Below are 20,490 nucleotides of genomic sequence, written 5' to 3'. Positions count from 1 at the left end.
TGTTGCCGATTGAATCAAAAGATGGACAAAGTTGGTTAACCAATCCCTCCATCAGCCACCGATTATGCGGCGCCTGATACGAAAAAAAGAGCACTCCATGGTCTGCGCCACGGTAGAATGCTCTCCCTCACCCCCGCCTTGCTGCCCGTTTTTGCGATCCAAGTCAAGGAAACGCTGCGTCAGCTTGCTTGCAAGCCTGTGCTGATTGCCCGCTGATCGGCCTTCTCAATCAGTTGACCTTCCGGTGGCTGGGAGGTCTATCCGCTCAGAGACGGAGACTTCCGGCGACGGAAATTTACCGATGAGAACCGGCATCACGACCGAAGAATCCGACTGCAGGTCGAACCCCTGCTGCGGCTGGCTGATCACAGATGGATGGGGCAAGGACATGGCGCCGTGAGATGGACTGTGAAAGCGGCGCTGCTGTGGCTGGTCTGTGCCCTTACGATGGCCGCCTCCGTCGGCGGCGGACCGATGGTCGCGGCCCGCCAGGCGTCGATGAAGGAGATGGCGGCGGCTGCGAAAACCATTGCCGGCATGTTCGACCGCAGGCAACCCTATGACGCCGCAGCCTTCAAGGCGGCAGCGGACACGCTGCGCGCTCGCACCGGCCCTGCCCTGATTGCCGAATTTCCGAGCGGCTCGCTTGGACCGCCTTCGCAGGCCAGGCTGGAGATCGATCAGTCACGGGCGGAATTCGAGGCGCTGGCAAATCATATCGGGGCGCTGGCGCGCGCGCTGGCCGCCAAGGCCCAAAGCGCGCCGGCCGTCATCACTGATGACATGCGCATGGGCACCGGCCCGGCAATGGGCGGCGGCAGCCTGCTCGGCAAGCGGCCGAGCACCGTGGAAGTCGATCCTACCAAAGTGCCGGCGGAGCATCTCCTGCACCTGATCCTGCAGGATTGCTCGAGCTGTCATTCGAAGTTCCGGCGGAAGCTGCAGTGAAATAGACTTACCCGCCGGAGCGATACCCTTTGCTGGCCTGCGCCCCAGCCGCTTGCATACAAGTAAATTCGCTCGTGCTAATATATCAAAGTCATGCATATCCATGCATGACGAGCATCGGGAGGATGCAATGAAAACCATGAATCGCAGGTCTGCAATTGCCCTCGGTCTGACGACCGCCGCGGTAGCGCCTTTGTTCACCTTGGCGGCATCGGCAAAAATCAAGAAATACGGCCCGAAAGAGGGCAAGGAGATTGCGCCCGGTGTCAGGGTGGTGGAGGTCGGCACCGGCAATGCAGACATTCCCGCCTACAAGAGCATCGCAATTATCGACGTTGTGTTTCAGCCCGGAGCACATGCTCCTCAAACCGTGATGGACAACGACATGGTGTGCACCATTACCTCAGGTGCATTCACGATCAAGAAAGCGGACAAGGAATTCAAGCTCAAGACGGGTGATATGTACACCTGCTCCAAGGGCAAGACCGATGAAGCGACGAATACAAGCAAGGAGGTCGGCGTGCATCGCATCGCCGTATTGATACCCGCATAGCAGATGGAACTCCGGCCGGACCACGCCGTCGCGAGTCCGGCCGGCCAGACGAGGCGATCTCGTTCCGTCGTCAGCGCGGCCATCTCACGCCAGCCACTCCCTGATCGCCGGGCGGGCGGGAACGGCGCGCATGTGGTCTTCGAGCTATGGCTTTGTTTGGGCATGATCTTTCGCGAAATCTGGCTTGGTTTAAAGCCATCGGCTAGCTCGAATGGCTGATCAATCGCGCATCCACGTGGCCAACACCGAGGTGGAAAACCGCACGAGTTTTGCCGGCCACCAGGCGGTGTTCGAGGCGATCGAGCGCCGCGACCCGGAAGCGGCCGGCCAAGCGATGCGGGCGCATCTGGAAAACGCCCGGAGCAAGTTCAATTCAGGTTCGGGCAGATTGGACCCTAGCCGGCAGACGCGGCAGCGCCCTGGCGCAAAGCAAAAAGCCCGCCGTTCAAAGCCGGCGGGCTGCCTTCAATCATACAGCGCGATCCGGTCGTCGGTAACCAGGACGACCGAATTTCGGCCTTCAGCGGCTGGTTGCGCTCAGGGGGCGGGCTTCGACGGGTTTGAAGCGACCAGCGATCCGAGTTTGCCGGCTTTGGCCAGACTCGGCTTTTCGTAAGTTTTCTTCACAGAATCCCTCCTCTAATGGCATCAATTTCCTCTGCCAGGCCTGTTTTGTCAAATCTGGCAGCAGTCCGTCACAGGTCCCGGCGGCAATTCGTGCCGTTACGCCGGCTCGCGCTTCAGCGCCTGCGCCATGCAGTGAATGCCGCCGCCGGTCTTGGAAATCTCGCTCATGTCGACGGCAGCAACCTCGAAGCCGCGCGCTTTGAGTTGGCCGATCAGCGACTGGCTCGACGTCGGCGCGATCACCCTGTCCTTGCCGAGCGACATGAAGTTGCAGCCGAGCGCCATCGTGTCCTGGAAGGGCACGTCGATGATCTCGTGGCCCTTGCCCTTCAGCCAGTCGACGATGCCGGGCTCGGTGCAGGCGAGGCACACCGCGGTGAGCTTCTCGGCGACCGGCACCACCATCAGGTCGATATGGACGTAATATTCGTCGATGAAGGCGAGGCGCGTTTCCCAGCCTTCCTTTTCGAACCAGTCCTGCACCTGGCGGGCGCCCTCTTCCTGCGTGCGGGCGCCGCCGCAGCCGATCAGCACCACGCCCTCCTCGATGACGTTGAAGTCGCCGCCTTCGAAGGTGCCAGCCGTGACCATGTCGTAGATGGGTATGCCGAGCTTTTCATAGGTGCGGATGGCGGCATAGTTCTCGCCGCGCCGCCACCAATTGGCCATGGCGGTGATGAAGGCGCCGTAGGGCGTCATGACGCTGGAGTCTCTGGAATAGACCTGCATCGGCAGTTCCGGCGTCGGCTCGTGCCAGTGGATGTTGACGCCGAAATGCTCATAGGCGGCGACGAGGTCCTTGTGCTGCGCCTGGGCGATCTGAACGTTGCAGGGCGCTTCGCGCAAATGCTTGCGCGAGAGCGAGCTGGTCGAGAGGTGGCGCAGGAAGTTTGGCGAGCCGAGCAACACGTCTGTCAGCACGTCGGTCTCGTTGGCAAAGCCCCATGATGTCAGCGGCTTGGTGCCGCCGGCGGGATTGCGGCGCTGCAGCGAGAACGGTTCGGCGATGATGCGATCATGGACGGTCATAAGGTTCTCCTCGATTTGACTATGCAGCTTGATTGGATTGGCTACTCGGAATCCACCAATCGCGTCCGCGCGCGGTTGTGACATATTCCGGCCAGCGGAAATTGATCGGCGGGTCATAGTCGCAAAGCGGCGCGATCCAGTTGGAGCCACCAATGCCGCCGCCGGTGCGGGTGACGAATTCGTCCATGGCTGCATCACGCGCGGACTTGTCCTCGAGCAGGCGGAGGGCTGCAAGCGCAACCGTCTTGGCGGCGCAAATGACCATCGGGTCAATGGTGGCCGAGATACCGCCCAGCGCGTTCATCGCCCAGGATGGATAGGCATGGCCATTCGCCGAGCGCAGCGCCGGGCGAGCGACATAGAAGCGTGCGGTCGGCGTGTGCCACGACATGTCGGTGTAGTCGTCGGATGTCGAGTTGATCTGCGACGGAGGCAAATCGCGGCGCAGGATTGCCTCGGCCTCTTGCGGCGCAACCAGCCGCTCCATCTCGTCGATGAAAGGGTTGTCGGTCGCGGTGCCGCCGGCATTGACCTGGACCTCGCGACCGATCGCTTTCGCCGCCTCGTCCCAGCTCGGCGCGCCGACGGTGGACAGCGCCTCATAGGCAATCCCCGCCATGACGTGATTGGCGAGGCCCGGCCGCGACTTCGTCACCCAATGGCGCTCGTAGCGACAGCCGCTGATCGCCGCGGCCGCGGCCGCATTACGGTCGAGCACCGCGGTGACCTGCTCTGCCATGGCAATGGTCGGCACGCGGATCATGTACTGGATCTCGGCCAGCCCCGCCGGCAGATTGTCGGCGGTCGCCTGCCCGGCGGTGAGGATCGCCTCGCTGATCGACCAGCCGCCCTGGTGGGGTAGCATGGAATCGCGCAGCGCCTTGGAGGCCATGTACATCGTCATCAGTGCGTCGTTGGCGCCGGGCGCCCGCACCGCCGAATGCGCCTGCGGGATCGGCGCGCCATCGCTTGCGCGAACCCAGTTTTCGGGTTCGTCGCAGACAAAACGGTAGATCATCGCATAGGCGGCGCCGCAATGCGTGTCCCAGCGCGCCGTGTTGCAGAGCGGCAGCATATAGAAGGGGTGGAAGGAGATCATGCCGGCAAGGCCGTCATAGTAGCCCTTGGCCGCATGGATCGGCTTCGAGCCCCTGACCTTCTCGGCCGGCTCGCCGGTGAAGCGCAACGTCCCCTCGATGCCGTGGCGTTGCATTGCCGCCTTGGTGGCGAGAAGTCCGCCGAGGCCGGCAATGCCAAGCCCGGAATGCGGATCGGTGTGGCCGCCGGCCTCGCTGCCGAGGCCCGGCCGCGATCGCTTCACCGTTGCCGCGTCCTGGCAGTTGCCGGGCACCGCGTCGTATTCGCCGTACATGCCGATGGTCGGCCCCGGGCCATTCGTCCAGTGGGCACAAAAGGCGGTCGGCATGCCGGCCGACCCTTCCTCGACCGAAAAGCCCTCATGCTTCAGCCGCGCGACATACCAGGCCGCCGACTGGTATTCGCGCCAGGCTGTTTCGCCGAAATCGAAAATGGTGCGCGTCCACGCCGACAGCGACGGCTGGATGCTATCGAGACAGGCAAGCGCGGTGGCTTGCGCCGAGGTCGTCACCGGTTTCTCCATGCGGCCCAAGAAAGCAGTGAAGCGGCATTGCAAAAAGTGATATGTTTTTCCGGTTCATGCAAATTCGGTTCACCTGAGGCCTCTTGCGAATACCTTCCACACAGGCGCTGCGCGCCCTCGACAGTTTTGCCCGTCACGGCAGCGTCTGGCGCGCCGCCGACGAACTGCACCTCACCCGCAGCGCCGTCAGCCATCAGTTGCGGCTCCTCGAACGCGACCTCGGCTTCGACCTGCTGGAGCGCATCGGCAAGGGCGTGGCGCTGACACCGCGCGGCCAGCGCTATGCCGCCGATGTGAGGAAGGCGCTGACCGTGCTTGGCGATGCGGTAACGCGCCAGGCCGGCACCGGCGTCGGCGGTTCGTTCGCCGTTTCCTGCACGCCGGGCTTCGCCTCTCTGTTTTTATGCACCCACATCGGCGAGTTCCGGCAGATGTATCCGGACGTGGCGCTGTCGATCCTGACGCCCAGGCGGCTGGACGATGTCAGCAATCCGGACGCCGATGCCTTCATTGCCTTTGGCGTCGGCAACTGGCCGAACCGCTCGGTGGAGTTGCTGTGCGAAATCTCGTTCACGCCACTTTGCAGCCCGACACTGCTCAACAAGGTCGGCGGCTTTTCAAAACCGGCCGACGTGCTGCGCGCCAATCTCCTGCATCTCGGCGACACCGAGGACTGGGCGCGCTGGCTGGCGCTGTCCAAGGTGGAAAACCCCGACACCGAAGGCGGCATCTTCTTCTCGGACATGAACCTCGTTTTTTCCGCGGCGATCGCCGGCCAGGGCATCGCCATGGGCGACGAGCTGACCAGCCGCCGGGCGCTGAGCGAAGGCCGTCTGGTGCGCCCCTTCGACATCGCGATCCCCTCGCCGCGCTCGTATTTCCTGGTGTCGGAACATGCCAAGGCCAGCCACCCGGTGCTGGAAGCGTTCAATGGGTGGTTGAGGTCGAAGCTCTCGGAGAACCGGATCAGCCCGTACTAGCCTCCCATCCGTGAATCAAATTTGCCGGTCAGGCGAAAACTATTCGGTTGCGGTGAGCCGGCGCCCTGCCCTACGCTCAAGCCACGATCAAGGAAGAGGCAGGATGCAGCAACCCGGCCGGGCCGCAGAGATCAAGGCAATCGGGATCGGCAAGAGCTTCGGCTCGTTCCGGGCGCTGGACGATCTGACGCTCAATATCGGCCGCGGCGAGTTTTTGACGCTGCTCGGCCCCTCGGGTTCCGGCAAGACCACCTTCCTGATGATTCTGGCCGGCTTCGTGCAACCGACCGCCGGCAAGCTTTTCAGCGACGGCATCGACATCACCGAGCGGCCGGCCGAACAGCGTGCCGCCGGCATGGTCTTCCAGGGCTATGCGCTGTTCCCCCATATGTCGGTCGAGGCCAACATCGCTTTCCCGCTCAAGGTACGCAAGAAATCGGCTTTCGAGATCAAGCGCCGCGTTGCCGAGATGATCGAGCGCGTCGGCCTCAAGGGCCATGAGGCGAAACTGCCGGCGCAGCTTTCCGGCGGCCAGCAGCAGCGCGTGGCGTTGGCCCGCGCTTTGGTGTTCGAACCCGGCGTGCTGCTCCTCGACGAGCCGTTCTCGGCGCTCGACAAGAGCCTGCGCGGCCAGATGCAGGCCGAGATGAAGCGGCTGCATCAGGAGACCGGCACCACCTTCGTCTTCGTTACCCACGACCAGAGCGAGGCGCTGGCGCTGTCGTCGCGCGTCGCCATCTTCAACCATGGCAAATTGCTGCAGGTCGGTGCACCGGACGAGGTGTATGACCGGCCGGCCAATCGTTTCGTCGCTGAGTTCCTGGGCGAGATCAACATGCTGCCGCTCAAGGGCGTGAAGCGCGCCGACAATGGCGCCACCGCGCTCTGCGAAGACCGCGCGATCACGCTGCGCGGCAATGCCGAGGCGGTGAACGGCAACGCCATATTGGCGATCCGGCCCGAACATATGTCGATCGCGCGCGAAGCCGCCGCCGGCGAGAATGGCATCGCCGCCACCGCCATCGGCTCGACCTATCTGGGTGCGGCGACCAAACTCGATCTGACGACACGCCAGGGCGCCAAGGTGACCGTCTCGGTGCCGAACGAGGTCGCGGCGGCTGCACTCAGCAAAGGCAATTCCGTCTGGCTGACATGGCCGGCGGAAAAGGGTTTCCTCCTTCCGGACGGAGGATGACGACGAGAACGGCGAAGTCTTCCAGCAAAGAATCTGGAGCGCGCCATAACCACCGGAACCAAAACGAAAAAGGGGAACTAAAATGACAAACCAAAGCAAAAAACAAGCCATGGACGGGCTGACCGCCCGGGCTGTGCGCGGCGAGATTTCGCGCCGGCAATTCACCCAGCTTGCAGCCCTCGTGCTGGCCGGCACACCGATGCTGCTGCGCTCGACCGGTGCCTTTGCGCAGGCCAAGGAGCTGGTGCTGGTCAACTGGGGTGGCGATGCCCTTACCGCTTATGACGCCGCCTACGGCCAGGCCTTCACCAAGGAAACCGGCATCACCGTCAAGATGGACGGTTCGGGCCCGACCGAAGGCGCGATTGCCGCACAGTTCAAGAGCGGCGCGCCGACCTGGGATCTCGTCGACGTCGACCCGTTCTCGGCCATCACGCTCGGCGCGCAGGGTGCGCTCGAGCCGATCGACTACGCCATCGTCGACAAGAAGAAGATGCGCGAGGGGTTCGGCTGGGAATACGCGGCGTCGACCTATTTCTTCTCCTATGTCATCGCCTATGATTCCGAGAAATACGGCAAGGACGCGCCGACCGGCATGGCCGACTTCTTCGACGTGAAGAAGTTTCCGGGCAAGCGCTCGCTCTACAAATGGGGCGTGTCGAGTTGGGAAGCCGCACTTCTCGCAGACGGCATCGCGCCGGCCTCGCTCTACCCGCTCGACCTGAAGCGCGCGCATGACAAGATCGCCGCCTTCAAGGAAAACGTCGTGGCTTACTGGGGCGGCGGCGCCGAGAGCCAGAGCGTGCTGCTCAACGGCGAAGCCTCGATGGCGATCGTGTGGTCGACCCGCGCCTCGCTGATCGAGCAGGACTCGGGCGGCAAGATCAAGTTCATCTGGGATCAGGGCCTGATTTCGCCCGGCGCGCTGGCCGTGCTCAAGGGCAACCCCGGCGGCAAGGACGCAGCGATGAAGTTCATCGCCAGCGCCCAGGATCCGCAAAAGCAACTGGTGATGTTCGACAAGCTCGGACAGGGTCCGGCCAATCCGGCCGCCGATGCGCTGATCCCCGCCGACAAGAAGCGCATCAACCCGGTCGATCCCGAAAACATGAAGAAGCAGATCGCGCTCGACATGGACTGGTACGCCAAGAATTACGGGGCAGCACTCGACGAATACACCAAGATCATCTCGGCCTGACCAGGCCGGGCACGAGCTTCGATGAGAGGCACCCTCTCCGACAGGATGGGCGCGGCGGTGCTGATGGCGCCGCTGCTCCTGTTCCTTGTGCTGGCCTACGCCTGGCCGTTCCTCGGCGTCGTCAAGTGGAGCGTAACCTTGCCGACACCGGGGCTCGGCCAGTATGGCGCGCTCGCCACCGATGCCCTGGTGCAGTCTGTGTTCATCCGCACGCTGCGCATCGCGCTGATCGTCACCGTGGTTTCCGTGGCGGCGGCATACGCCATCACCATGGTTTGGGTGCGCGGCAGCCCGGCACAGCGCATAATCGCTGAATTCTGCATTCTCGTCCCCTTCTGGATCTCGGTGCTGACCCGCGCCTTCGGCTGGGTGGCGCTTTTGTCCAACCGCGGCCTGATCAACACCTGGCTGCAATCGATCGGCTTCATCTCCGAGCCGCTGGCGCTGGTGCGCAACGAGTTCGGCGTCATCGTCGGCATGACGCATTTCCTCATTCCCTTCGCGGTGTTCCCGCTGGCCTCCGCCATGCGCAGCCTCGACGAGCGCGTGCTGCTCGCGGCGCGCGGGCTCGGCTCCAGCCGCATGCGCACCTTCTGGACCGTGTTCGTGCCGATGACGCGCTCCGGCATCATCGGTTCGGCGATGATCGTGTTCGTCTTCTCGCTCGGCTTCTTCGTCACGCCGGCGATCCTCGGCGGCGGCCGCAGCGTGATGATCGCCGAGCTGATCTATCTCCGCATCTTCCAGAGTCCCGACTGGGGACTGGGTGCGGCGATCAGCGTCGTGCTGGTGCTGTTCGTCGGCGCGCTCATGGCGCTGCTGTTCCGCTATGTCAGACCGAAGCAACTGATCTGATGCCGACCTATCGCCCCGGTCCCGTCTCGCTGATCCTCGCCGTGCTGGTGGCGCTGTTCCTGCTGCTGCCGCTGTTGGCGGTCATCCCGGTGTCGCTGACGCCAAGCCGCATGCTGGCGATGCCGACGGGCGAGCTGTCGCTGCGCCACTACCGCGCGCTGATCGAGGATCCGCGCTGGCTCGACGCCATCCTGCTGTCGATCCGCATCGGCATCGTCAGCAGCGTCATCTCCACCGTGCTGGCGCTGTGCTTCAGCCTTGGCGTCTGGATGTTCCAGCCGCGCTTCACGGCCACCCTTGTCGGCTTCGTGCTGTTGCCGATGGTGGTGCCGCCGGTGGTCTCGGCGATCACGCTCTACTTCCTGCTGACGTCGATCTCGGGCATGAGCTCGTTCTTCGGCTACGACACCTGGCTTGGCGTCGCCATGGCGCATTCGGTGATGACGGTGCCTTTCGCCACGGTGCTGATCCTGGTCTCGCTCAGCCAGCTCGACCGCCGCATCGACCTTGCCGCGCGCGGCCTTGGCGCCGGTGTGTGGGAGCGCGCCACGCGCATCATCATGCCCAACATCAAGTTCGGCATCGTCACCGCCGCGCTGCTGTCCTTCGTGCTGTCCTGGGAAGAGATCGGCGTCACGCTGTTCATCACCTCGGTCAACGCCATCACGCTGCCGCGGCTGATGTGGATGGGCCTGCGCGACAACATCGACCCGGCGATCGCCGCGCTCTCGGTGATCCTGATCATCATCACTGTGCTGGTGCTGGCGGTGCGGACGGTGGTGGTGAAGATGCGCGGCGGGCACTGAGCCAAGGTGGCCAACAACGGCGATAGCCCAGCCGCTGTGTGAAGGGCGTTACGGACGGTAAGCGCCGGGTACATTACGCGGCGTCATGGGAAACCTGCCGCTGGTGACATTTGCCTTCGTGTCGGTGCTCGGAATGGCGGTTCCGGGACCGGACGTCGTGCTCGCCATTACCAACGGCTCCCGCTACGGTTTTCGACGCGCGTTTCTCGGCATGGCCGGCGTCGTACTGTCTGATTTCGTTCTTATCAGCATCGTCGCGCTGGGCTTCGGCGCTCTTCTGCTGGCTTCGGAATTCTATCTCTCGGCTCTCAGGATGTTCGGCGCGGGCTATCTGCTTTTCGTCGCCATCGGTACCCTGCGCACCGCGTCCCGACCTTCGTTCAACCCTAACCTTCCCGAAACACGCCATTCAGCCAAGGCACTCATTGGGCGCTGCTTCCTGGTGGCGGTCACAAATCCGGCGGCCTGGCTGCTTTTCCCCGCGATCCTGCCGCATTTTGTCCGCGTGGATGAGCCGATCGCGATCCAGTATGGCATCCTGGCCATTATCGCCGCGCTTGCCGATGTGTTTGTGCTGACGTTTTACGCAGCCCTTGGCGCGCGGGCTGCAAGGCTTCTGGCTGGGCCAAACGCCGTGTGGATCGACCGGTTGTACGGTATCGCCCTGCTTGGTCTTTCGAGCACTTTGATCCTGCAATCCCTCGGGCATCTGAGATAGTCGACACAGGACTACACAGGGCCGGATTTAGCAATCGGCCCGTAGTCAGCTTGCGAAGAATCTCGACAGCCTTGCAGCCGTGTCTTCGGGGTGCTCTTCCGGGAAGAAATGCCCACCCTTGACCGAGCCGCCTCCGACGTTATCAGCCCATTGCCGCCAGATCGCCAACGGGCCGCCCTCCTCCGCATACCAGTTCTCCAACCCGCCCTCGCCGCTCCAGAGCGCAAGCAGCGGGCATCTGATGCGACAGCCATCAGCCTGGTCCTGCGCGTCGTGCTCGCGGTCGATGCCTGCGGCGGCGCGATATTCCTCGCAGATGGCGTGGGCATGGGCGGGATCACGCAGCGCCTCGATATAGGCGGCCCTGACCTCAGCGGGAAAAGCATCTGGAGCCGAGCCCCAGCCGGCGATCGCATTGTCGACAACTGCGTCGGGTGCTGCGGACAACAGGCGCTCAGGCAGCGGTTCCGGCTGGGCGAGCAGGCTCCACGGCCAGAAGGCCAGCGCCAACCTGGCATCGGCCCGATCCCAGGCGGAGGCCGTGGGGACGATGTCGAGAACGGCGACTTTCGACACGGTTTCGGGATGGTCGAGCGCCAGCCGGTAGGCGACGCGGCCGCCACGGTCATGGCCGGCAACCGTGAAGCGGTCGAAGCCGAGAACGTCCATAACCTGCACCATGTCGCGCGCCATCGCTCGTTTGGAATAGGCGGCATGATTGGCTCCGGAAGCCGGACAGCCGCTTTGTCCGTAGCCTCTCAGATCGGCGGCAACCACGCTGAAGTGCGGCGCCAATGCCACGGCGATGTCCCGCCACATAACATGCGTTTCGGGAAAGCCATGCACGAGCAGCAGCGGCGGCCCTGAGCCACCGGCCCTGACGAAGATCGATGTCTCCTCCATTTGAACGGTCCTGGCGTCAAAGCCCGCAAACATCAGCTGCCGCCAACCATTCCGTGGCTGGAACGGATTCGCAGCACCTGGACACCCTTCGGCAATTCGATCAGGAACTCCTTGTCGCGGTCGAGATGGTGGATGCTTTGCGGATCGCCGCCGGTAAAGGCGGCCATCGCCTCGACGCTCTCCCAATAGGAGATGGTGATGAATTCCGAATGCGTCGGCGTGTCCTCGCGAAAAGTCTGCACGCCAAGCGCTTTCTCGATCAGCGGCTTGATACCAGCCTCGTAATTGTAGCGCTCATAGGCGTCGGCCCTGTCGGGCGAGGTCCTGCCGCGCCAGATGCGCGCAATGGTCGGGGTTTTCGGTGCCATCTGCGACAAACGCCTGAACGCGAGCCGCGTTCCGAACATCTCGACTGGTGGCAGCCGGATCGCGGTCCGAACCTGCGAGCAGAGGCCGGCCAAGTTGACTAGCTGTCGCGGTCAATGCACAAGGAGCCATGGTCTGAGGGCGGGACGGTGACGCATCGGTCTGCAAAACCGACGTAGTGGGTTCAATTCCCACTCAGGCCTCCACACTATCTCTTTGAAGTTGTTGGCGATCCCGACAGGATTCGAACCTGTGACCATCGGCTTAGAAGGCCGGTGCTCTATCCAGCTGAGCTACGGGACCGCTGGCCGGCATTTGATATCTTGGCCGGCTGGTGTCTATGTGCCAGGCGCTGACCGCCGGTCAATGCGTCCAGGGTATCCTGCGGTCATAGCGGAAATTTTCCGCATAGGAAATCTGCCGGCGCTTGGTCTCTTTCGGCTCCTCGACACGGAAGGCCAGCCCCTGCTTTTCGGCATAGGTCACCGCTTCTTCCCTGGTGTCGAAGGTCAGCCTGATCTGGCTCAGCATGTCGCCCGATGTGGTGTAGCCCATCAGCGGGTCGATCTTCTTGCGTTGGGCGGGATCGAATTCCAGCACCCAATGGCCGGTCTTGGCCTTGCCGGACTGCATCGCGGTTTTGGCTGGGCTGAAAATTCGCGCGGACATGGGCACCTCGTAGCTGCGTTGGCGGTAGCGCCGCCTTATTTCAGTCAATACTGTGCAACACTGCCGACGGCAAGGCCGAAGCGGCCTGCAACCAGGTCGCTTCGGCAGCGGCATAGGCTGGATACACTGGCGTAGCATCAAAAGTCATGGTCATGATGGCGACACAAAGAGGCATGGACGCAGGGATTTTGCACGCCGAGGCCGACAGCCAAGCGATTTTCGACGGCGCGATCGTGATCGGCGCCGGGGCAGCCGGCTTGACCGCAGCCCATGCGCTGCTCAAGACCGGCGTGCCTGTGATGGTGTTGGAAAAGGAAGCCCGGCTGGCCGAGCCATGGCACGGGCGGCACGAGCGACTGCATCTCAACACGCATCGCGACCTTTCGGCGCTGCCGGGCGTTTCCTTTCCTGCCGGCACCCCTGCCTTTCCGCACCGAAACACCATCATCGGCCATTTGAACGAATTCCACGCCATGCACCGGCTGCCGGTCGAGTTCGGCATCGCGGTCGAGGAGATTGGCTTCGAGGGCGACCACTGGCTTGTGCGGACCAGTGCCGGGCCGCGGCTGGCGCGCCATGTCGTCATCGCCACCGGGCGCGACCGGCAGCCCTTCATTCCGGCCTGGAAAGGCATGAAGGCCTTTGCCGGACGCATCATCCATTCGGCCGCATTCGGCGACGCCAAGGCCTATGCGGGCAAGAAAGTGCTGGTCGTCGGCGCCGGCAATTCCGGCTTCGACGTGCTCAATCACCTGGTGGCAGCCGACGCGGGACAGATCTGGCTGTCGGCGCGCAACGGTCCGGCACTGCTACCCAAGCGCCTCGGCCAGATCGCCGTCCACCGATTTTCGCCAATCCTGGCGCGGCTGCCGTTCAAGCTCGCCGATGCGGTGATGGCGGCGACGCAGCGATGGGCCTTCGGCGACCTCACGGCCTACGGCGTGCCGCCGACGCCTTCGGGCGGCGCAAGCCGGCTGGCGTCGGATTATACCGCCATCGCCACCGATGACGGCGCCGTCGATGCCATCAAGGACGGCAGGATCATCGTGCTGCCAACCGTGCGGAAATTTACCGGCGACACGGTCGTTTTCGACGATGGCGCGACGATCCAGCCCGATATCGTCATCGCCGCGACCGGCTACCGCACCGGGCTCGAGGCCATGCTGGGCAAGCTCGGCGTGCTCGACCAAAAGGGCGTGCCGCTGTTCAACGGCGCCGACAGCGACCCGAAACTGCCGGGCCTGTGGTTCACCGGCATGCGGCCAAGCATCCGCGGCTGCTTCGCCAATGCTCGCATCCAGGCCAAGGCGATCGCAGCCAGGATTGCGCGGGAGCGCAGACCGCCAAGCCCCGTTTGATGTTTTAGGGGTTGCGCGACAGGGTCCGGAACCGTATACGCCGCAGGGCCTCGGAGTGTAGCGCAGCCTGGTAGCGCATCTGGTTTGGGACCAGAGGGTCGGGAGTTCGAATCTCTCCACTCCGACCATTTTTTCCCACAAAGCCCATCCTTGCCCAGGTCACCCCCAAGGTCGCCAATGGCTGCCTCGCCGGTTGCGCCTGGCGGCACACATTGCCCAGCAGCAGCCGCTCGCCGATCGGACCCTACATTGGAACACCAGTTCGCTCCGAGAGTTGTGTATGTTCAACCCAAGGAGCAAACAATGAAAACCCTTCTCGTCGCCTCCATGATCGCGTTCGCCGGAACGGCGGCTTTGATCGCACCGGCGCAAGCCGCCAGTCTGACTATCCAGTCCGATGACGACGATCAATATTCGTCCGACGATGGCGATATACAGATTCTTCGCCATCACCAGCGCCACAAAGACTATAGCGACGACTATGGCGACGACTACAGCGACAACCAGGATGGCCAATGGCGGCGCCACCATCGCCATCACCGCTGCCATATCGAACTGGTCAGGCACTGGCGCCATCACCACAGGGTCGTCGAAGAGGTCAGGGTCTGCGGCTGATCCGATCGCTTTAGACCTGCTACGGCCGAGTTTGGCGACCGGAGCACCAATCTGACCTAAAGCGCGTCTCATTTGAACGGACTCACGCGACGCGCTTGAGGTCTTGTTTGATGCATGTTTGATGCATGTTTGATGCATGCGGTTCTCTCAAAACCGGGGCCACTTGAGCGACATGCATCAGGCGCCCGTGTCATCGAACAGCATCCCTTCGGCGGGTTTGGCTAAAAATCGACGCAGGGATAATCCCCTCGCTTCCACTTCTATCGCCGGTCTAAAAGCGCGTCGCGCTGAAACGTATCCAGGCGACGCGCTTTGATTTTTGTTTTGATGCATGTCGTTCTCTCAAAACCGGGACCACTTTTGAGCGACATGCATTAGACTCCGGGCAAGGGGAGATTCTGGATGCTTGGTCTCGAGGCATGGCTTTCGCTGATTGGCCCTGCCTACTTCGCTTACATCGGCATCACGGTTCCGTTCGTCGTCGTCTGGGCCATTATCTGTGCGGCCCTGTGGATCTGGAACAACCGGCCGAGCAAGAGGCAAGGCCCTCCCCGCTCGTGGCCCGCCAGCGTGCTGTTCTTTGTCGTCGTTGCCGCGTGCTACGTGGCAGCGCATACGGTGGTCTATCTGCTGGTCCGGTATCTGGCGGCGTTGTGGGCATAAACGTAGCTCTATAGAGCGCTCTCGATATCGGTCTTCGAAAAATCGTCGCCAACATAGAGTAAGCGGCAGGCTCGATCCTTTGCCACTTCATAGGCAAAGCAATCGCCGAAATTGAGCCCGGCCGGATGAATACCCTTGCCCCATCGCCCATACGCCTCGGCTATGCGTCGGCCAGAGGCTGGTGTCACCGCCGTGACCTCGAAGCCGAGCCCGTCGATCAGGCCGGCCATTTCCTCACCGACATTGCGCCTATCCGCCACGATCAGCGCCTCGGCCACTGTGCCAGCCGAGATCAAAATATCGTCTTCGGCTTCCAGCGCCGCAATGCAGGCACTGGATTGAGGTTCGGCAAGAACGATCGCCATCAGGGCCGAGGTATCGACCACGATCATTCGGGCAGGCCATCAGCGCCATAGAGGAAATCCTGGCTCCGCGCGGCATCCGACCCGGCCTTTGCCTTGGCAGCGCCGGATGCTCGCATTGCCTCCAGCAATGCCCGGCGGCCTTTCCTGTCAGGGGCAGCCTTCACGGGAACAAGGCGCACGGCTGCATGACCATGGCGGGTCAGGATAATTTCATCCCCAGCCTCGGCACGACGCACCAGTTCGGTGAGCTGCCCCTTGGCGTCTGTAACGGATACCTGCATTGACCGCTCCTTTATGGACCATGCTCTGGTCCATATCCAAAAAGTAGACCATCTAATGCTCCATTTCAATGCAGGACGATGAGATCTTGCGGCTTGGTGAAGTCTGAATGACAGCTGGCGTGCAATCGTAGGCCTTGCGGCGATTCTATCTGAAGGTAAGCTCGCCGGGCGAGAACCCCAATCATCACTCCCGGCGAGCCTACAACCCGATCAGGAACGCGATCAGGACCGGGGTCAGCCGGCAAACGCAGTGTTGCAAGATGGATGCCAGAGGTTTCTTCTCGAAATGGGACAGGAGCGGAGTCTTCTCCTTCCACTGCCTAAACCTCGAACTCGCCCTGCCCTTCATCCATGGCGCTGACGATCTCGGCGGCGAGCGCCCTGGTGATCGGCGTCTTGCGCTCGAGCGCCGTGCGGTCGAGGCGTTCGACCACGCGCATGGCGGTGGCCAGCGAGCGCTCGATGCGGCGCACCAGATATTGCACGACATGCGGCTCGACCTCGACCTGGCGGTCGGCGAAGAGTTTGGCGATGACACCGGCCAGAAGCAAATCGTCCGGCTCATGGATCTCGACGGTTGCCGCCGCCTTCAGCCGCGAGGCAAGATCGGGCAACGTCACCCTCCAGGCGGCGGGGAAGCGCCGCGCCGTCAACAGCAAGGTGGCCCCGGCGCCGCGCACTTCATTGATGAGATGGAACAGGCCCGCCTCGTCGATGGCTGTCTTGTCGACATCGTCGATCAGCGCGGGCCTGCCGCCAAGCCCGGTGATGGCATTGCCGATGCGCTGGGCATCGACCGCCACAGCGTTGGCCCGCGCCTGCCAGATCGAGCCCAGATGTGTCTTGCCGGAACCGGCCGGGCCAGCGAGCACGATCACCGGCGACGGCCAGTCCGGCCAGCGATCGACAAGGGCTGCCGCCTCGCGGTTGGTGGCCGACACCACCAGTTCGTCGCGCGAGTAGCCGGTGCCGTGGCCAAGGTCGAGCGGCAGTTGGCGCGGCGGTTCGGTCTTATGATCCGTCACGTTCAGCCGCGCGGCGACCGGTGGCCGCCGCCGCGAGCGGCGGGCAGCGGCGGGACGGGCTCGCTGGAGTGTCCCTTGTAGAGCGGCGATTCGAGATAGCGGGCAATGGCAAACCGCACCAGCACGGCAACCGCCGCCGAAGCAGGAACGGCGATCAAAAGGCCGACGAAGCCGAACAGGGCGCCGAAAGCGAACAGCGCAAACATCAGCCAGACCGGGTGCAGGCCGACGCTTTTTCCGACCAATCTGGGCTGCAGGATGTTGCCTTCGATGAACTGGCCGATGAAGAACACCACGGCGACAGCAACGATCATGGTCCAGTCCGGCCAGAACTGGACGAAGGCGACGCCGACGGCCAGGACCAGTCCGGTCAGCGAGCCGACATAAGGGATGAACGAGATCAGCCCGGCGAAGAGGCCGATGAGGATGGCGAAATTCAGCCCGGTCAGCGTCAGGCCGGTGGCATACATGCCGCCGAGCACCAGGCACAGCGTGCCCTGGCCGCGCACGAAGCCGGCGGTCGCGGTGTTGATGTCCCTGGAGATCGCCCTGACCGTCCCGACATAATCGCGCGGCACCCAGCTGTCGACGACCGCCACCATGCGATCCCAGTCGAGCAGCATGTAGAAAGCGACAACCGGAGTGACCACGAACAGGCTGACCACCGACACCAGAGCAACGCCGGAACTCCAGATCGAGGTGAAGACGGTGCTCAGCAGGCCGAAACCGGAAGTGAGCAGCGAATTCAGCCCGTCGCGCAGGCCATTGGCATTGACGCCGAATTTCTGCTCCAGCCATTTCGGATCGAAGCTGGTGATCAGCGACTGCAGCCGGGTCAGATATTCCGGCAGCTTGCTGGCGAAATCGGCCATCTGCGTGGCCAGAACCGGAACCAGGATGACGAAGGCCAGCACCAAAAGGACGATGAAGGCGATCAGGATGACCACCGTCGCCATCAGCCGGGAGAGGCCGAGGCGTTGCAGCCGGTCGGCGACCGGGTCGAGGAAATAGGCCAGCACCATGCCGGCAACGAACGGCAACAGGATGCTGGAAAAAATGTAGAGGAACAGCGCCAGGAAGATTGCCGTGCCCAGCCAGAAGAAAATCTGGCGGCGAAACGCCAGGGACGCAGCCGCCTCTGCCAGCGCTGCAGTCGCGGCATCCTTGTCAACTACCCGGGGTGGAGCCTTCGCCATAGCCGCTCATATGCCTCAGCCAAGCCACGAGATAGGCCGCGGCCGAAGCCACGGTCAAGACCCCGGACAGCAATATGAGCGCAGGCCTCAGCGGGTCGAGGTGGAGGCCAAGGGCAAGTTCGCCCAGCACCACGGCGCCAGCACGATCTGGGCGGCGGTGTTGGCCTTTCGACACATAGAGCGGCTTCATCTCGACCGGATGCGCCATGACCGTGGACAAAAGCACGGCGCAGATGATCAGCGCATCGCGTGACACCATGGTCACCACCAGCCACAGCGGCAATTGCCCGATGAAGCCCATGACCACGAACACCGAGACCAGAAGCACCTTGTCGGCCATTGGATCGAGATAGGCGCCGAATTTCGAATGCTGGTTGAAACGGCGGGCGATGAAGCCGTCAACGCCGTCGGAAATGCCGGCGACGAGAAAGCCGGCAAAGGCCCAGTCCCAGCGCATATTCAGCATCGCCAGTACGACGGCCGGAACCAGCACGAAGCGCAGGATGGTGATGAGGTTGGGAATGGTCAAAGGCATGTCCCGCCATGCTTGTTCTGCAGATAGATGATGGAGATGGATTGTGGCTGCAAGGACCAGCGGTGAAGGGGCGACTGTCCACGTATTTATCTTGGGCAAAAGCCCGGTATCCTGTCGTCATCCTTGCCCCCCGAAACCATTCATGCGAAGAGCCGCCGAGGGAAACAGGGATGCGCCGACGATGAGCAAGGGCGACCGGGCCAAGCGCAAGAACGGGCTCACCTATGCCGAGGCGGGCGTCGACATCGATGCCGGCAACCTCATGGTCGAGAAGATCAAGCCGCTGGTGCGCGCGACGCGCCGGCCGGGCGCCGATGGCGAGATCGGCGGTTTTGGCGGCCTGTTCGACCTCAAGGCGGCGGGTTTCACGGATCCGGTGCTGGTTGCCGCCAATGACGGCGTCGGCACCAAGCTGAAGATCGCCATCGATGCCGGCAAGCACGACACGATCGGCATCGACCTCGTCGCCATGTGCGTCAACGACATCGTCGTGCAGGGCGCCGAGCCACTGTTCTTCCTCGACTATTTCGCCACCGGCAAGCTCGACCCCGACCAGGGGACGGCAATCGTCGGCGGCATAGCAATCGGCTGCCGACAGGCCGGCTGCGCGCTGATCGGCGGCGAGACCGCTGAAATGCCCGGCATGTATAACGACAAGGATTACGACCTTGCCGGCTTCGCCGTCGGTGCGGCCGAACGCGGCCAGTTGCTGCCGACCGACGATATTGTCGAAGGCGACGTGCTGCTTGGGCTGGCTTCCTCGGGCCTGCATTCGAATGGCTTTTCACTGGTGCGCCGTATCGTTGCCGTCAGCGGGCTTGCCTGGAGCGATCCGGCGCCGTTCAACGACGAAGCGACGCTGGCCGAGGCGCTGCTCGAGCCGACCCGCATCTATGTGAAGTCGGTCCTCAAGGCCATCCGCAACACGCATGGGATCAAGGCACTGGCCCATATCACCGGCGGCGGCTTTCCCGAAAACATTCCGCGCGTCCTGCCCAAGGACTTTTCCGCAGAGCTCGATCTCAATGCCATCGATGTGCCGGCGGTGTTTTCCTGGCTGGCGAAGACTGGCGGCGTGGCGCCGGAGGAGATGATGCGCACCTTCAACTGCGGTATCGGCATGATCCTCGTCGTCGCCTCCGGCCAGGCCGCACAGGTCGCAGCCGTGCTGCAGGAGGCCGGCGAGACGGTGACGCCGATCGGCCGCATCGTGCCGCGCCGCGACGCCGGCGTCATTTATCGGGGCTCGATCGGCCTATGAGCAGGAAACGCACGGTTGTTTTGATCTCGGGACGCGGCTCCAACATGACGGCGCTGATCGCGGCGGCCAGCGACCCGGCCTATCCGGCCGAGATCGTTGGCGTCATTTCCGACCGGGCCAACGCCGCCGGCCTCGGCATCGCGGCCGCGCGCGGTATCCCGACCAAGGTCATCGTGCGCGCCGACCATGCCAGCAAGGAAGCCCATGATGCGGCGATCGACGCCGCGCTGATTGCATTCAACGCCGAGATCGTGGCGCTGGCCGGCTATCTGCGCATCCTGTCCCGCGGCCTGGTCGAGAAGTGGCAGGGGCGCATGATCAACATCCACCCTGCCCTGCTGCCGGCCTTCAAGGGCCTGGATACCCATGCACGCGCATTGTGCGCCGGCATGCGTATCCATGGCTGCACGGTGCATTTCGTTACGCCTGAGATGGATGACGGCCCGATCATCGCGCAAGCCGCGGTGCCGGTGATGGTCGGCGACAATGAAGACACACTGGCCGCCCGCGTTCTGAAAGCCGAGCACCGGCTCTACGCGCTGGCGCTCGGCCTCGTCGCCGACGGCAAGGCGCGCATGGAAGGCGGCCGCACTGTGCTGGCGCATTTCGCTGACGATGCCGAAAACGGAACTTCGGTGGTGATGGCCCCCGACCCGCTGCGCGAAGAGCGCGATCTCGAACATCTGGCGCGGATCACGCCGTAGGCGCTTCAGGACCTGAAAG

At 63.2% G+C, this 20,490-nt stretch carries 23 protein-coding genes, 3 tRNA genes and 1 pseudogene; 16 read left to right on the top strand and 11 right to left on the bottom strand.

Annotated elements, in window-relative coordinates:
• Positions 1 to 396: 396 nt before the first annotated feature.
• From ACYG97_RS03385 to ACYG97_RS03375, 3 genes are all read left to right on the top strand, one after another.
• Entirely contained in the window at positions 397 to 948 is a 552-nt protein-coding gene (locus ACYG97_RS03385; RefSeq protein ID WP_031201257.1) for a cytochrome c, read from the top strand.
• A gap of 130 nt (positions 949 to 1,078) precedes the next feature.
• The gene (locus tag ACYG97_RS03380) at positions 1,079 to 1,501 is read left to right on the top strand and encodes a hypothetical protein (RefSeq protein WP_023684778.1); all 423 of its coding nucleotides are present in this window, start codon (positions 1,079 to 1,081) and stop codon (positions 1,499 to 1,501) included.
• 211 nt (positions 1,502 to 1,712) lie between these two features.
• Complete coding sequence (locus tag ACYG97_RS03375) at positions 1,713 to 2,117, top strand: FCD domain-containing protein (protein WP_023733912.1); 405 nt, start codon at positions 1,713 to 1,715, stop codon at positions 2,115 to 2,117.
• A 107-nt stretch (positions 2,118 to 2,224) separates the two neighbouring features.
• On the opposite strand, the gene ACYG97_RS03370 is transcribed toward ACYG97_RS03375, so the two are convergent.
• Both ACYG97_RS03370 and ACYG97_RS03365 read right to left on the bottom strand, forming a co-directional pair.
• Entirely contained in the window at positions 2,225 to 3,157 is a 933-nt protein-coding gene (locus tag ACYG97_RS03370) for a dimethylarginine dimethylaminohydrolase family protein (protein WP_023695542.1), read from the bottom strand.
• Between the two features lie 19 nt (positions 3,158 to 3,176).
• Complete coding sequence (locus ACYG97_RS03365; RefSeq protein WP_031262229.1) at positions 3,177 to 4,778, bottom strand: zinc-binding metallopeptidase family protein; 1,602 nt, start codon at positions 4,776 to 4,778, stop codon at positions 3,177 to 3,179.
• An 83-nt stretch (positions 4,779 to 4,861) separates the two neighbouring features.
• Between ACYG97_RS03365 and ACYG97_RS03360 the strand changes: the two genes are divergently transcribed.
• The 6 genes from ACYG97_RS03360 to ACYG97_RS03335 all read left to right on the top strand — a co-directional run bounded on the left by ACYG97_RS03360 (position 4,862) and on the right by ACYG97_RS03335 (position 10,530).
• On the top strand, positions 4,862 to 5,758 hold the full coding sequence (locus ACYG97_RS03360) for a LysR substrate-binding domain-containing protein (protein ID WP_023684774.1): 897 nt from the start codon (positions 4,862 to 4,864) through the stop codon (positions 5,756 to 5,758).
• A gap of 103 nt (positions 5,759 to 5,861) precedes the next feature.
• Entirely contained in the window at positions 5,862 to 6,953 is a 1,092-nt protein-coding gene (locus ACYG97_RS03355) for an ABC transporter ATP-binding protein (RefSeq protein WP_023733910.1), read from the top strand.
• An 82-nt stretch (positions 6,954 to 7,035) separates the two neighbouring features.
• Entirely contained in the window at positions 7,036 to 8,151 is a 1,116-nt protein-coding gene (locus tag ACYG97_RS03350) for an ABC transporter substrate-binding protein (protein WP_023689052.1), read from the top strand.
• 21 nt (positions 8,152 to 8,172) lie between these two features.
• Positions 8,173 to 9,006, top strand: coding sequence for an ABC transporter permease (locus ACYG97_RS03345; RefSeq protein ID WP_023670301.1), 834 nt, complete (start codon positions 8,173 to 8,175; stop codon positions 9,004 to 9,006).
• Positions 9,006 to 9,812, top strand: coding sequence for an ABC transporter permease (locus ACYG97_RS03340; RefSeq protein ID WP_023689053.1), 807 nt, complete (start codon positions 9,006 to 9,008; stop codon positions 9,810 to 9,812). The genes ACYG97_RS03345 and ACYG97_RS03340 overlap by 1 nt, the downstream gene beginning before the upstream one ends.
• 85 nt (positions 9,813 to 9,897) lie before the next feature.
• Entirely contained in the window at positions 9,898 to 10,530 is a 633-nt protein-coding gene (locus tag ACYG97_RS03335; protein ID WP_023705218.1) for a LysE family translocator, read from the top strand.
• A gap of 45 nt (positions 10,531 to 10,575) precedes the next feature.
• Here ACYG97_RS03335 and ACYG97_RS03330 read toward each other — a convergent pair whose 3' ends face one another.
• Complete coding sequence (locus tag ACYG97_RS03330; protein ID WP_023733909.1) at positions 10,576 to 11,466, bottom strand: alpha/beta fold hydrolase; 891 nt, start codon at positions 11,464 to 11,466, stop codon at positions 10,576 to 10,578.
• Positions 11,466 to 11,801 (bottom strand): antibiotic biosynthesis monooxygenase family protein, encoded by a 336-nt coding sequence (locus ACYG97_RS03325; protein WP_031193516.1) that lies wholly within the window; start codon positions 11,799 to 11,801, stop codon positions 11,466 to 11,468. The genes ACYG97_RS03330 and ACYG97_RS03325 overlap by 1 nt, the downstream gene beginning before the upstream one ends.
• Positions 11,802 to 11,931: 130 nt before the next feature.
• Here ACYG97_RS03325 and ACYG97_RS03320 point away from each other — a divergent pair.
• Positions 11,932 to 12,005, top strand: a tRNA-Cys gene (locus tag ACYG97_RS03320).
• Between the two features lie 20 nt (positions 12,006 to 12,025).
• On the opposite strand, the gene ACYG97_RS03315 is transcribed toward ACYG97_RS03320, so the two are convergent.
• A tRNA-Arg gene (locus tag ACYG97_RS03315) sits at positions 12,026 to 12,102 on the bottom strand.
• Between the two features lie 60 nt (positions 12,103 to 12,162).
• On the bottom strand, positions 12,163 to 12,468 hold the full coding sequence (locus tag ACYG97_RS03310) for an ETC complex I subunit (protein WP_023733907.1): 306 nt from the start codon (positions 12,466 to 12,468) through the stop codon (positions 12,163 to 12,165).
• Positions 12,469 to 12,641: 173 nt separating this feature from the next.
• Here ACYG97_RS03310 and ACYG97_RS03305 point away from each other — a divergent pair, with 173 nt between their 5' ends.
• The 4 genes from ACYG97_RS03305 to ACYG97_RS03290 all read left to right on the top strand — a co-directional run bounded on the left by ACYG97_RS03305 (position 12,642) and on the right by ACYG97_RS03290 (position 15,104).
• Positions 12,642 to 13,826 carry a flavin-containing monooxygenase gene (locus ACYG97_RS03305; RefSeq protein WP_023733906.1) on the top strand — a complete coding sequence of 395 codons (1,185 nt, stop codon included), beginning with the start codon at positions 12,642 to 12,644 and terminating at the stop codon, positions 13,824 to 13,826.
• Positions 13,827 to 13,877: 51 nt separating this feature from the next.
• A tRNA-Pro gene (locus ACYG97_RS03300) sits at positions 13,878 to 13,954 on the top strand.
• Positions 13,955 to 14,129: 175 nt separating this feature from the next.
• Positions 14,130 to 14,441 carry a hypothetical protein gene (locus tag ACYG97_RS03295; RefSeq protein WP_023670292.1) on the top strand — a complete coding sequence of 104 codons (312 nt, stop codon included), beginning with the start codon at positions 14,130 to 14,132 and terminating at the stop codon, positions 14,439 to 14,441.
• Positions 14,442 to 14,843: 402 nt separating this feature from the next.
• The gene (locus tag ACYG97_RS03290) at positions 14,844 to 15,104 is read left to right on the top strand and encodes a hypothetical protein (RefSeq protein ID WP_023701878.1); all 261 of its coding nucleotides are present in this window, start codon (positions 14,844 to 14,846) and stop codon (positions 15,102 to 15,104) included.
• 8 nt (positions 15,105 to 15,112) lie between these two features.
• Here the strand turns inward: ACYG97_RS03290 and ACYG97_RS03285 are convergent, their stop codons facing one another.
• The 5 genes and pseudogenes from ACYG97_RS03285 to ACYG97_RS03265 all read right to left on the bottom strand — a co-directional run bounded on the left by ACYG97_RS03285 (position 15,113) and on the right by ACYG97_RS03265 (position 18,500).
• Positions 15,113 to 15,496 carry a type II toxin-antitoxin system VapC family toxin gene (locus tag ACYG97_RS03285; RefSeq protein WP_023819147.1) on the bottom strand — a complete coding sequence of 128 codons (384 nt, stop codon included), beginning with the start codon at positions 15,494 to 15,496 and terminating at the stop codon, positions 15,113 to 15,115.
• Entirely contained in the window at positions 15,493 to 15,750 is a 258-nt protein-coding gene (locus ACYG97_RS03280) for a type II toxin-antitoxin system Phd/YefM family antitoxin (protein ID WP_023711889.1), read from the bottom strand. The genes ACYG97_RS03285 and ACYG97_RS03280 overlap by 4 nt, the downstream gene beginning before the upstream one ends.
• 320 nt (positions 15,751 to 16,070) lie before the next feature.
• A complete protein-coding gene (gene hdaA / locus ACYG97_RS03275; protein ID WP_023711890.1) occupies positions 16,071 to 16,775 on the bottom strand; it encodes a DnaA regulatory inactivator HdaA in 705 nt (234 codons plus the stop codon).
• Positions 16,776 to 16,777: 2 nt separating this feature from the next.
• The gene (locus ACYG97_RS03270; RefSeq protein WP_023733904.1) at positions 16,778 to 17,971 is read right to left on the bottom strand and encodes an AI-2E family transporter; all 1,194 of its coding nucleotides are present in this window, start codon (positions 17,969 to 17,971) and stop codon (positions 16,778 to 16,780) included.
• Positions 17,943 to 18,500, bottom strand: a pseudogene (locus tag ACYG97_RS03265) (CDP-alcohol phosphatidyltransferase family protein). The gene ACYG97_RS03270 and the pseudogene ACYG97_RS03265 overlap by 29 nt, the downstream one beginning before the upstream one ends.
• A 187-nt stretch (positions 18,501 to 18,687) precedes the next feature.
• On the opposite strand from ACYG97_RS03265, the gene purM reads away from it, so the two are divergent.
• Both purM and purN read left to right on the top strand, forming a co-directional pair.
• Positions 18,688 to 19,767 carry a phosphoribosylformylglycinamidine cyclo-ligase gene (purM, locus tag ACYG97_RS03260; protein ID WP_023733903.1) on the top strand — a complete coding sequence of 360 codons (1,080 nt, stop codon included), beginning with the start codon at positions 18,688 to 18,690 and terminating at the stop codon, positions 19,765 to 19,767.
• Positions 19,764 to 20,471, top strand: a complete 708-nt coding sequence (gene purN, locus ACYG97_RS03255) for a phosphoribosylglycinamide formyltransferase (protein WP_023733902.1) — start codon at positions 19,764 to 19,766, stop codon at positions 20,469 to 20,471. The genes purM and purN overlap by 4 nt, the downstream gene beginning before the upstream one ends.
• Positions 20,472 to 20,490: the final 19 nt, after the last annotated feature.

This window comes from Mesorhizobium sp. W067 (assembly GCF_054719525.1).
The sequence above is the reverse complement of the archived record's forward strand: the minus strand, read 5'-3'. Positions and strand labels throughout refer to the sequence as shown.

Coding starts and splice junctions, on each gene's coding strand:
- ACYG97_RS03380 (WP_023684778.1), top strand. CDS start 1,079: ATGAAAACCATGAATCGCAGGTCTGCAATTGCCCTCGGTCTGACGACC.
- ACYG97_RS03375 (WP_023733912.1), top strand. CDS start 1,713: ATGGCTGATCAATCGCGCATCCACGTGGCCAACACCGAGGTGGAAAAC.
- ACYG97_RS03370 (WP_023695542.1), bottom strand. CDS start 3,157: ATGACCGTCCATGATCGCATCATCGCCGAACCGTTCTCGCTGCAGCGC.
- ACYG97_RS03365 (WP_031262229.1), bottom strand. CDS start 4,778: ATGGAGAAACCGGTGACGACCTCGGCGCAAGCCACCGCGCTTGCCTGT.
- ACYG97_RS03355 (WP_023733910.1), top strand. CDS start 5,862: ATGCAGCAACCCGGCCGGGCCGCAGAGATCAAGGCAATCGGGATCGGC.
- ACYG97_RS03350 (WP_023689052.1), top strand. CDS start 7,036: ATGACAAACCAAAGCAAAAAACAAGCCATGGACGGGCTGACCGCCCGG.
- ACYG97_RS03345 (WP_023670301.1), top strand. CDS start 8,173: ATGAGAGGCACCCTCTCCGACAGGATGGGCGCGGCGGTGCTGATGGCG.
- ACYG97_RS03340 (WP_023689053.1), top strand. CDS start 9,006: ATGCCGACCTATCGCCCCGGTCCCGTCTCGCTGATCCTCGCCGTGCTG.
- ACYG97_RS03335 (WP_023705218.1), top strand. CDS start 9,898: ATGGGAAACCTGCCGCTGGTGACATTTGCCTTCGTGTCGGTGCTCGGA.
- ACYG97_RS03330 (WP_023733909.1), bottom strand. CDS start 11,466: ATGTTTGCGGGCTTTGACGCCAGGACCGTTCAAATGGAGGAGACATCG.
- ACYG97_RS03325 (WP_031193516.1), bottom strand. CDS start 11,801: ATGGCACCGAAAACCCCGACCATTGCGCGCATCTGGCGCGGCAGGACC.
- ACYG97_RS03310 (WP_023733907.1), bottom strand. CDS start 12,468: ATGTCCGCGCGAATTTTCAGCCCAGCCAAAACCGCGATGCAGTCCGGC.
- ACYG97_RS03305 (WP_023733906.1), top strand. CDS start 12,642: ATGGACGCAGGGATTTTGCACGCCGAGGCCGACAGCCAAGCGATTTTC.
- ACYG97_RS03295 (WP_023670292.1), top strand. CDS start 14,130: ATGAAAACCCTTCTCGTCGCCTCCATGATCGCGTTCGCCGGAACGGCG.
- ACYG97_RS03290 (WP_023701878.1), top strand. CDS start 14,844: ATGCTTGGTCTCGAGGCATGGCTTTCGCTGATTGGCCCTGCCTACTTC.
- ACYG97_RS03285 (WP_023819147.1), bottom strand. CDS start 15,496: ATGATCGTGGTCGATACCTCGGCCCTGATGGCGATCGTTCTTGCCGAA.
- ACYG97_RS03280 (WP_023711889.1), bottom strand. CDS start 15,750: ATGCAGGTATCCGTTACAGACGCCAAGGGGCAGCTCACCGAACTGGTG.
- ACYG97_RS03270 (WP_023733904.1), bottom strand. CDS start 17,971: ATGGCGAAGGCTCCACCCCGGGTAGTTGACAAGGATGCCGCGACTGCA.
- purM (WP_023733903.1), top strand. CDS start 18,688: ATGAGCAAGGGCGACCGGGCCAAGCGCAAGAACGGGCTCACCTATGCC.
- purN (WP_023733902.1), top strand. CDS start 19,764: ATGAGCAGGAAACGCACGGTTGTTTTGATCTCGGGACGCGGCTCCAAC.